Source organism: Paraburkholderia sp. Ac-20336 (genome assembly GCF_017105025.1).
Lineage (GTDB): Bacteria > Pseudomonadota > Gammaproteobacteria > Burkholderiales > Burkholderiaceae > Paraburkholderia.
In genome coordinates this window covers 79,113-89,551 of the sequence record NZ_JAAGPS010000012.1, presented here as the reverse complement: position 1 = coordinate 89,551, position 10,439 = coordinate 79,113, and the positions used below count along the sequence as shown (strand labels likewise).

Genomic DNA, 10,439 nt, shown 5'->3' with positions numbered 1-10,439 from the left:
GCAGGCGATCCGCCATCACGATGCCGACTGGGAAGGGTATCGGGACCGTCAGCGCCGCATCATCGCGCGCTATCTGTCGACGAACGCCGAAGTCGTGGCGCGCTATGACGGGTTGCTGCTGCAGCTGAACAGCAGATAAATGGCTGGCGCGGAAAGCCGGGAGACCCGCATGACCAGAACCAGGAGCCGTTCGCAGCGTCGGTGCATACTTCATCGCTGTATCAGTGCCGTTTCACAAGACGCGCACTCCAGCAATCCAACCTTATCGCGACAAAACCGTTTTTGCCCGCTATTCTTCCGGCTCATTCTGCGTCTATGAAAGCCCCTTCCCCCTACTTGTTCCCTCGACATCGATGATCGGCGCAAGCCGCGCGGCGACGCGCAAGAGCTTCGCATCCTCATGCCCGGCACCGATCAACTGTATACCGACCGGCAAACCGTTTGGTCCCGTCGTGCACGGCACGGCCAGGCAAGGCACATGCAGCAGCGACCACATCGCGTTGAACACCGCTTCGCCAGTGCTTGCGTGGCCGTGCGGCGCCTCACCTCGCGCAGCCGGCGTGACCAGCACGTCGTAATCGCCGAACACGCGGTCCAGCTCCGCGCGGCAGTGTTCGGCGACGCGATACGCATGCCGCAGAACCTCAGGCTTATCGAGCCGGTCCGGTGACAATCGTTCGAGCATCGCAGGATACATGCTGTCGCGGCGGCTTTCGAGCAGGTCGAGAAACGCGGCGGCGCCCTCGGTTTCGATCACGGTCAGATGCGCGGCCGACATGTCGTCGAACGCTGCGGGCAGCGTCACATCGGCGATCGTCACACCGGCATCACGCAGGCGTTGAGCGGCAGCTTCGAGCGCACGCTCGCCGGCGGGTTCGATCGACGGCCATTGCGGCGAGCGGCAGATGCCGACGCGCAGTCCGCGCAACGGCGCGTCATCCTCGGGAGCGGCGTCGGCACCGGGCGGCAGCAGACGGAACACCTGCGCGACGAGCGCGAGATCGGCAACACTCCGGCCATACCAGCCGACCGTATCCAGACTGACCGCAAGCAGCTTTACGCCCTCGGCGCTGACGCGGCTCCACGTCGGCTTCAACGCATACACGCCGTTGAACGACGCCGGCCGGATCAGCGAGCCGCCTGTCTGCGTACCGAACGCAAACGGCACCTGCAGATCGGCCACCGCAGCGGCGGAACCCGCCGACGATCCGCCTGGCGTATGCGCGGCATTGAGCGGATGCGTGGTTGCCGCGACGCGCCCGAACGCGGCAAATTCGACCGTATCGGTCTTGCCAAGCAGCACCGCGCCAGCATGGCGCGCACGCGCGACACAGGCAGCGTCATGCACGGGCTGGTTGCGCTGGAAAGCGGGCGAATTGTGCGTGGTCGGCAGATCGGCGGTATCGATCATGTCCTTCACGCCGAACGGCAGGCCCGACAACAGCCCGCGCGCGCCGTCGCGACGACGTTTGTCCTGCTCGCGCGCGGCCTGCACCGCCCGTTCGCGGTCGATCGCGAGCCACGCCTTGACCACCGGATCACGTGCGTCGACCCGTTCAAGGCACGAGCGCATCAGCGCCTCACTGGTCAGGTATCCTTCACGAATCTGTCGGGCGGCTTCAGCCGCGGAAAGCTGGTGCGGTTCCATGAATACTCCTTGTCCCTATTCAACCGGTTGGACTCACGCAAAGCCGTAGAGCGCCGCGGGATGGTCGACGAGAATGCGCGTGCGCATCGCCCGGTCGGGTACCCAGCGGTCGAGCAGCGACCGCAACGCGACCGTATCCGCGTTGCCGTGCTCGGTGACATGCGGCCAATCGCTGCCCCAAACGAGCCGCTCGGGCGCCTCGCGTACGAAGGCCTCGGCGACCCGCGTCGCGTCCTCGTACGGCGCGCCGGTCAGCGTGTTCAGATAGGCGCTGGACAGCTTGAGCCAGCAGCGCTCGCGCGCGAGCAGATCAGCGACGACGCGAAATGCCGGATGCGCGGCGCCCTGCTGCGGCGCGAGTCGCGCGAGATGATCGAACACGATCATGCATGGCAGACGGTTCAGCACGTCGCGATGCTCGACGATCTGATCGCCGGACATATGCAATTGCACATGCCAGCCCAACCCGGCGATGCGCGCCGCGAGCGGCTCGAGCATATCGACCGTCATCACCGTATCGCGCGCGTTCCAGACGCTAAAGCGCAGCCCACGCACGCCACAGGCGTCGAGTTCACGCAAGGCGGCAAGCGGCGTATCCGGCGCGACCACCGCGATGCCGCGCGCCGCGCCGCCGAACTGCGCGATGGCATCGACGAGGCAGGCGTTATCCGTGCCGTAGCGCTTGGCCTGTACGATCACCGCACGCGTCGTGCCGATCTTGCGCTGCACACAGCGATAGTCGTCGACAGTCATGCCGGTCATCGGTGCTCCGTTGCCGGGCTGCTCGGGAAAGCGCGGATCGTAGATGTGCAGGTGGCAATCGCACGCGCCTTCGATAGACCCACTCATGGTTTCGGATGCCTGAAGATTCATCGTCACGTTTTCTCCGGTTGATGCGCCCGCTCTGACGGGCGTCCGGTCAGCCTCATCAGCTCAGTTGCCGCCCGCGCGTTTCCGGCGAGATCAGCACCATCCCCCACGCGAGCAGGAACGCGACCAGCGTGGTCAGCATGCCCATGCGGAAACCGCTCGCCGAGGTGGCCAACGCGCCGATCAGATACGGCGCGATCATGCCGCCGATGCGGCCGCCGTTGTAGGCAATGCCCATCGCGAAACCGCGCGCGCTGGTCTTTGGCACCAGTTCGGCGGCGAACGGCCCCATGCCCGCGAACAGGCCGGTAATGCCCATGCCCGTGAAGAAGCTCGCGACCATCACCGTCGTTTCGCCGCTGCCGGTCACGAACGCGAACACCGCGATCGCGCCGATCAGCAGATAGATCGAGAAGGTTGGCTTGCGGCCGATGCGATCCACAAGCAGCGCGAACACCGCGAAGCCGAAGATCGACCCGAGCTGCTGCGCGAACGTGAAGCTTAAGCTGTGCACGAAGTTGAAGTGCTTGACGGTCAGCAGGAACGTCGGCGTCCACGTGAAAACTGCCCAGTACACGTACTGCACGAAGAAGATGAAACCGAACGCCTTCGCGAGTCCGCCGAAGTTGCCAGGGCGCAACAGATCGCCGATCTGTCCGCGCTCGCCGCCGGATTGCGCGCGCGATTGCCATACCGGCGATTCGGGTGTGCGGCGCGCGATCGGATACAGCAACACGATCGGCAATACACCGAGGCCGTACACCCAGCGCCAGCCGCCGTGATCGAGGCCGCCCGAGAGGTTTGAAATCAGCGCCACCACACCGATCGCGAGCAGCGAGCCGAGCGGCAGGCCGAACTGCATCATCGCACCGCCCTTGCCGCGATGCTCGGGCTTCCATGTCTCCGCGACCAGCGCGGCACCCGCGGTCCACGCGCCGCCCATACCGAGGCCCGCAAGCGTGCGCAGCACCGCCAGTGAAACCGGGCCTTGCACAAACGCGGTGAGCCCAGTGAAGATCGAATAGACGAGAATGGTCAGCATCAGTGTGCGCACGCGGCCAATGCGATCCGCCACCCAGCCGAACGCGATACCGCCGACGATCAATCCCGCCGCGGCGATACTGCCAATCGCCCCCGCCTGCGCACGCGTCAATGCGAAGTACGCAATGAAGGCAGGCACGGTCAGCGAGAACACGAAGATCTCGTAGACCTCGAACAGCCAGCCGAGCCCCGCGAGTGCAAGCACGCGCCACGCGCCGCTTGTGACCTGCCGATACCATGCGACCTGACTGGCCGGTCTGGCATCCGTTGCGGATGGGTGCGGAGTCTGGTCCTCCTGTGCTTGCTGCTGCATGCTGGTGTCTCCTGGGGTGCTCTTGACAATCGGGGTCTTCGTCGTACCCATTCTGCTCATGCGGCGCGTTGTATGTGTTGTCGCCGTCCTTGCCCTGAATCAGCCTGCTCTCGCTTCGGTATCCTCATAGGTCGCCGCCATATAGGTCTCGACGATACTCGGCAGATTCATTAATACATGCTCGCGCTTAAGCGCCGCCGCCTGCGAAAAATCACGCGCCTTCAACGCCTGCATGATCTTCTTCGTGTATTGCAGCGAGCGGCTCTTGTCGAGCCTGCGCGACAGCAGGTTATAGCGCAGCGGCTCAGCGGTTTCGTAGAGCCGGTTTAGCGCGTCCTGCAATGGCTTGTTGCCGAGAAACCGCGAACTGGCGTCATAGAAATTGCGGATCTCCTGCACGTACTGTCCGACATTGCGGGTTTCGAACGCCGACGCCATGCGCTGATGACACTCGTTCATTTCCTTCAGCAGCGGCTTCAGATCGTCGATTTCGCCGAGACTTAGCATCGTGTAGCTTTGCAGCTCGGCGCGCAGCAGGTACATATCGCGTATTTCACGCTCGCTGTACAACGTCACGCGAAAGCCGCGCCGCTGAATATGGCTAACCAGACCGCTTTGCTCCAGCAGACGCAAGGCCTCGCGGATCGGCCCACGGCTGCTGCCATAGCGCCGCTCCAGATCCTGCTCGCGCAGCGGCTGGCCGGGCCGGAACGTGCCGTCGATGATCGAGCGGCGAATCTGTTCCTTCAGAAAATACGGGATGGTGCCCGGAATCGATACCTGCTCCATCACCCGGCATCCTTGTTGACAACGATGCCGGCCGATGCGAGCACCTCTTCGGTATGCTCGCCGAGCCTCGGCGCGGCGCGTTGCGCGGCAAGCGGCACGGTGCCGAAGCGAAACGGACGCGCGAGTCCGCGATACGGGCCGGCGTTGTCATGCTGGTAGGTTTCCACGAGCCCTTGAGCGAGTACCTGCGGATGATCGAACATGTCCTCGATATCGCGCGCGGCCGAGCAAGGCACCCGTTCGCCGAAAATCAACTCCCATTCCTGCGCCGAATGCGCGCGTAACGCGTCGCGCACGACCGGCACGATTTCGTCCGCGTGCTCGGCGCGCTTTCTGACGGTGTCGAAACGCGGATCGGCGGCGAGCTGCGGACGCCCGATCAGTTCGCACAGCGCAGCCCAGAAATGCGGCGTGTTGGCCGAAAGATAGATGCTGCCCTCACCCGTTGGATGCAAACCGGTGATACCGCCCGAGCGCATGTCGCGAAAGCATTCGCGCGGCTCGCTGTCCGCCCATACGAAGCGCGCGGACTGCATCGCGAGCGCGCTTGCGAGGAGCGACACGCCGACATACTGTCCGTGCCCGGTGCGTTCGCGCGCATACAGCGCCGAAGCGACGCTCGCGGCAAGCATCGCTGCCGCGTAATAGTCGACCACCGATCCGTATACGATCTCCGCGTCGCCCGGCGCCCCTTGCAGCGAACAGATGCCGGACATCGATTGCAGCACCTGGTCGTAGCCGGCCTTGTCGCGCATCGGCCCGGTATCGCCGTAACCGGTGAGCGCACAGTAGATCAGACGCGGGTTGCGCTCGCGCAGCGAGTCATAGGCGATGCCGAGCTTGGCCGGCACGGCCGGGCGAAAGTTATGCACCAGCACGTCCGCCTGATCGACGAGCTTCATCAGCGCGTCGTGCCCTGCTTCCGTTTTCAGGTCGAGCACGATGCCGAGCTTGCCGCGATTCACGCCGAGAAAGGCGCGGCTTTCCCGCGGCAGCGTGGAGGGGTAATTGCGCAAATTGTCGCCTTGCGGCGGCTCGACCTTGATGATCTCGGCGCCCTGATCTGCAAGCAGCGTGCACCCGTATGGACCCGCGATATAGGCGCTCAAATCCAGCACCTTGATGCCGGCGAGCGGTCCGGCGGAGTGATCGGCGGTGGCCGGCGTGGCGGCGGATTCGTGCGATGAAGACGTCATGTTGAACTGTGTAAGAGGCAACTGCGGGCAACTGCGCGGTGAATACGAAGCAGCCCGAAGCAGCCGTGGGGCAGCCGCGAAAACGATGCGCCGGTCGCCGGGCACGAAAACAGCACTCGTGGTTGTGCGGAACACGGTACCAATGTAGAGTACAGAAAATAAATTGTCTACAATTTTTGAGCGAAGCCAACCATGTCATCGAATGCCGGCCATCTACTGATGCGCAGCAAGCTGTTCGTCCCCGCGTCACGTCCCGAACTGTTCGCAAAGGCCATGCAAGGCCCTGCCGACGCGATTTCATTCGATCTTGAGGACGCCGTCGAGGAAAGCCGCAAGGCCAGCGCACGCGGCACGTTGCGCCAGTATCTGTCGACGCCCGAGGCCAGCGCGACCGGCAAGACGTTGATCGTGCGCATCAACGCAATCGACACGCCCCACTTTGCCGACGACGTAACCGCGTGCACGCAAGACGGCCTTCATATGCTGAATCTGCCGAAGGTCGAAGATCCGGACGCCGTGCGCCAACTGGCGGCGAGGCTCGATGCGCTCGAACGCGAGCGCGGCATCGCGGCGCCGATCGGCATTCTCGCCAACATCGAATCGCCGCGAGGATTGCGTCACGCAGCGCAGATCGCGCTCGCGCATCCGCGTGTAAGAGGCTTGCAGGTCGGCTTCGGCGACCTGTTCGGGCCGCTTGGCATCTCGCAGCGCGACACCGCCGCGTTGCAAACGGTCCGCTTGCAGGTACGGCTCGCGGCGGGCGAAGCCGGCATCGAAGCCTACGACGGCGCTTTCGTCGATATTGCGGATCCCGAAGGATTCACGGCGGACGCGAAATCCGCGTTCGCACTGGGCTTCGCCGGCAAGAGCTGCATCCATCCAACCCAGGTCGCACTCGCCAATGACGCGTTCCGCCCCAGCCAGGAAGAAGTGGATCATGCGCTGCGCGTCGTCGCCGCGGCAAAAGAGGCCCTCGGCGAAGGCGTCGGCGCGTTCAAAGTGGACGGCAAGCTCGTCGACGGACCATTCATCACACGAGCGGAAAAACTCGCGGAGTTGGGCCGCGCGCTCGGCATGGCGTGATGAGCCCGCAGCGGGCAATCGATCGCGTTGCCGGCGTTGTCAACTGCACGGTACAGATATTTCCACTGCCCCCTCACCTTTTTATATAGGTCTCCTCGAAAGATTGCGACGTCATCCCCATACTTCGTCGGGCAGTGGTAGGCCTGCGAGATCGGCGTCGGTGAGCGGGCCGTCAGGCGCAATGCCGTGGCTCTCCAGCATCAGCATGATCTGGCGCGTGTGTTGCGTCGCGTGCCATGCGGTGCGCTCCAGTACTTCGTGAAACGGCCGCGTGCCGTAATACGTCGAAACCGTATAGTTCACGTCCGGGTCTTGCTCCGCAGCCCACCACGCATCGAAGCGGTGATGCACGTCGTCGCCCCAGCGCGCGATATCGTCCGCCGTCCATGTTTCGGGCGGCACCTCGTCGAAGCTCTCGAAGCGCAGCGCGATGCCCTGCGATGCTTCCATCCCCATCCCGGCGATGCGATACACGTGATAGCAAAGCTGCGCCGGCGTGCGCCGCCGGTTGCGGAACGGCTCGTTCAGCTGTTCGGGCGTGAACTGATGCACGTAGCGCGAAACGGCGCTCATCACGTGGTCGAGCCGCTGCACCAGCACGGCGGCGGGCAACGGATCGGCGAGCGTCGTGCGCAGGTCGAGAAACTTCACGACATCCTTGAGCGATTGCGCGAGCGTGTAATGCTTGCCGATCGACACCACCGGCACGCTGCGCACGCCCAGTTCGAACAGCTCGGCCTGCGCGCGCGGATCGTTGTGCACGTCGCGCGACTCGTACTCGATGCCCTGCTGCGTCAAAAATTCCTTGGTGCGCAGGCACGACGAGCAGCCGGGCTGCCAGAAGACCTTGATGCGCACGCCAGTCGCGGTATCAGACATGGATCCCTCCATTGCAAAAGCTTGCTTCGGGCCTGCGTGCTCCTGTCCCGCACGCTGGCGGCCCGACCGGTTGAAGCGAAAGTTCAGGCGAGCGCCGCCTGCTTGCCCTTCGCGAGCACGGCCATCGCGTCGGCGCTAGTCATGAGGTCGGCATACTTCTGGCCCATGTCGAAGAGGCTCTGCTCGTGCGGCGCCTGCGCGCGGTCGCCCACGCAGTCGGTCACGACGATCGGACGCAGCCCGTGCGCGGATGCATCGACGACGCTCGCGCGCACGCAGCCGCTCGTCGTGCAGCCGGTGACCAGCAGCGTGTCGATGCCCGCGGCCATCAGCCACGACGCGTAGTTGGTTCCGAAGAACGCCGACGAATGGCGCTTTCTCGATACGTATTCGCCGTCGAGCGGGCTGCACGACGACACGATCCGCGTGTCCGGCGCGTCCTCGGTGAGCTCGCGCAGACGCGGTACCTTCTCGCCGAACGTGCCGATATCGAAGCCGCCTTTCTGCGCGGCGAAGTACACATGCGAGACCGGCATGGCCTGCCGGCGCGCGAAGGCGAGCAGCTTCGCCGTCTGCGCGATGGCGTCGTTGATGTTGTAGCCGCCGAAGCCGTCCTCGCGCGTGAAGCCTTCCTGGAAATCGATCACCAGGACGGCCGTCTTGCGGCCGAAACCGAGCGATTGCCCGAACTTCTGTTTGACGAAGATATCCGTATCCGACATGTCGACCTCGGCGAGAGAGAGTGAGAGTTGCAGCGGGAATCGGGAACACCACGCCGGCCTCTCACCGAAAATTGCATGCAAAAAATCAGAATGTCAACATTAAAACTCACGCTGAATTTGTATGATTTGGTTAGCCACTTCAATAAAAGCCATAAAACCAGAACAAAAATTAGTCATCTCATCATATTAGATTGAATATCCGTACAAATTACAAAAATAACTTCATGCCGACACCCGAGATTGGTGTTTTGGAGACCTTGCCCCGCGAATTTTTGTATGCGATTCTGATCTGGTGCTCTCCCGACCGATTCGATCGCTCTCCGACCGGTGTTTGCCATGACCACAAAAGCCTCGTGCCGCAGCCTTTCCCGTCGTCAATTCACCCTGGGCGTCGCGGGGGCCGCCGCGCTGAATCTGGTGGCGCCGCTCGCCCGGGCGCAGGGGCAGCCGAAACTCCTGCGCGTGCGCCTCGGCTCGGACATCGCCAATCTCGATCCGGCGCATATCTTTCAGGTCGAAAACCAGACCGTCGCGACGCATATCTACAGCGGACTCGCGCGCTATGACGAGGCGACCAACAAGATCGTCCCGGATCTTGCCTCGAGCTGGGACGTCTCGCAGAACGGCACGGTCTACACGTTCCACCTGCGCAAGAACGTGCAGTGGCACAAGAACTTCGGCGCGCTCTCCGCCGACGACGTGCGGTTCTCCTTCGAGCGCGTGCTCGATCCGAAAACCGGCAGCAACTATGTCGGGCAACTCGCCGCCATCGCGAAGATCGATACGCCCGACGCAAACACGGTCGTCATCACGCTCAAGGCGCCGAACTCGGGCTTCATGCATAAGGTCACCAACCTGAATCAAGGCTGGATCGTGAGCCGCAAGGCCGTCACCGAGATGGGAGATCGCAAGCACGCACTGAATCCCGTCGGCACGGGGCCGTTCGTCTTCGAAAGCTGGACGCCGGGGCAGGAAGTGCGCGTTTCCGCCAACAGGAGCTATTTCGGCGGCCCGCCGAAAGTCGATGGCGTGCTGTTCCGCGTGATCCGCGACGAGAACGCGGCGGCCACGGCGCTCACCAACGGCGAGATCGATATCTTCTTCGCGCTGCAGGAGCCGGGCGTGATCGCGCGCCTGAAGGACGACCCGAACGTGAAGGTGCACGACCGCCCCGCCGATCACACCATCAACTTCGTGCTCAACATGACGCACAAACCGCTCGACGACCTGCGCGTGCGTCAGGCAATCATGTACGGCATCAACCGCGACGCGATCATCGCCGGTCTCTTCAAAGGCACGAAAGGCCCGGCGTACAGCGTACTCACGCCAGCCTTTCTCGAATACACCGAGGACGTACCGAAATACGCCTACGATCCCGCCAAGGCGCGCGCGCTGCTCGCCGCAGCCGGGCAGACGGATTTTTCGATGGATGTCATCGGCGTGGGTTTCAGTCCTTACGACAAGATCGTCGTGCCGATTGCGAGCGACCTGTCGGCCATCGGCATCAAGACGCGCATCCAGGTACTCGAACGCGGCGCGTACCTGCAGGCGCGCTCGGGCGGCAAAATCCCGACCGCGATCACCGGCGTGGTCGGCGCGCCCGATCCCGACAACCCGATCATCTCGATGCTCGCGAAGTCATCGTTTCCGCCAGGCCTCAATACCTCGCATTACGCCGGCGTCGACGACCTGATTGCGAACGCCGCAGCCGCACAGGACGAAGCGGCACGCAAGGTCGCGTATCAGAAGATCCTGCAGAAGAGCATGACGGACCTTCCGTTGATCCCCCTGTATGCGGACCGGCTGTTCATCGCGCATTCGAACAGGGTTCAGGGCTTCGTGCAGAACTCGCTATTCACGATGAACTCATATCCGGTCTCGCTCGCCTGAGAGGACAC

Annotated in this window: 9 protein-coding genes and 1 pseudogene; 2 read left to right on the top strand and 8 right to left on the bottom strand. The window is 63.5% G+C overall.

The features are described from left to right. Nucleotides 1-313 precede the first annotated feature (313 nt). The 5 genes from GXB81_RS07315 to GXB81_RS07295 all read right to left on the bottom strand — a co-directional run bounded on the left by GXB81_RS07315 (nt 314) and on the right by GXB81_RS07295 (nt 5,857). Nucleotides 314-1,648 (bottom strand): amidase, encoded by a 1,335-nt coding sequence (locus tag GXB81_RS07315; protein ID WP_167285130.1) that lies wholly within the window; start codon nt 1,646-1,648, stop codon nt 314-316. 33 nt (nt 1,649-1,681) lie between these two features. After that, nucleotides 1,682-2,497 (bottom strand): amidohydrolase family protein, encoded by an 816-nt coding sequence (locus GXB81_RS07310; protein WP_205988754.1) that lies wholly within the window; start codon nt 2,495-2,497, stop codon nt 1,682-1,684. A gap of 79 nt (nt 2,498-2,576) precedes the next feature. Next, nucleotides 2,577-3,872, bottom strand: coding sequence for an MFS transporter (locus tag GXB81_RS07305; protein WP_167039985.1), 1,296 nt, complete (start codon nt 3,870-3,872; stop codon nt 2,577-2,579). A 99-nt stretch (nt 3,873-3,971) separates the two neighbouring features. Then, nucleotides 3,972-4,661 (bottom strand): GntR family transcriptional regulator, encoded by a 690-nt coding sequence (locus GXB81_RS07300; protein WP_167039987.1) that lies wholly within the window; start codon nt 4,659-4,661, stop codon nt 3,972-3,974. Beyond that, on the bottom strand, nt 4,661-5,857 hold the full coding sequence (locus GXB81_RS07295) for a CoA transferase (RefSeq protein WP_167039989.1): 1,197 nt from the start codon (nt 5,855-5,857) through the stop codon (nt 4,661-4,663). Before GXB81_RS07295 ends, GXB81_RS07300 begins: the two co-directional genes overlap by 1 nt. A 219-nt stretch (nt 5,858-6,076) precedes the next feature. Between GXB81_RS07295 and GXB81_RS07290 the strand changes: the two genes are divergently transcribed. After that, nucleotides 6,077-6,940, top strand: coding sequence for a CoA ester lyase (locus GXB81_RS07290; RefSeq protein ID WP_205988761.1), 864 nt, complete (start codon nt 6,077-6,079; stop codon nt 6,938-6,940). Here GXB81_RS07290 and GXB81_RS07285 read toward each other — a convergent pair. From GXB81_RS07285 to GXB81_RS07275, 3 genes and pseudogenes are all read right to left on the bottom strand, one after another. Further along, nucleotides 6,940-7,032: pseudogene (locus GXB81_RS07285) on the bottom strand (DDE-type integrase/transposase/recombinase); the annotation flags it as partial. The gene GXB81_RS07290 and the pseudogene GXB81_RS07285 sit on opposite strands and share 1 nt — an antisense overlap. A 19-nt stretch (nt 7,033-7,051) precedes the next feature. Continuing rightward, on the bottom strand, nt 7,052-7,819 hold the full coding sequence (locus GXB81_RS07280; protein WP_205988753.1) for a DinB family protein: 768 nt from the start codon (nt 7,817-7,819) through the stop codon (nt 7,052-7,054). An 83-nt stretch (nt 7,820-7,902) separates the two neighbouring features. After that, nucleotides 7,903-8,541: an isochorismatase family protein gene (locus GXB81_RS07275; protein WP_167039993.1), complete on the bottom strand. Its 639-nt coding sequence runs from the start codon at nt 8,539-8,541 to the stop codon at nt 7,903-7,905. Nucleotides 8,542-8,877: 336 nt separating this feature from the next. Here GXB81_RS07275 and GXB81_RS07270 point away from each other — a divergent pair, with 336 nt between their 5' ends. Then, nucleotides 8,878-10,431 carry an ABC transporter substrate-binding protein gene (locus GXB81_RS07270; RefSeq protein ID WP_205988752.1) on the top strand — a complete coding sequence of 518 codons (1,554 nt, stop codon included), beginning with the start codon at nt 8,878-8,880 and terminating at the stop codon, nt 10,429-10,431. The last annotated feature ends 8 nt before the right edge of the window (nt 10,432-10,439 follow it).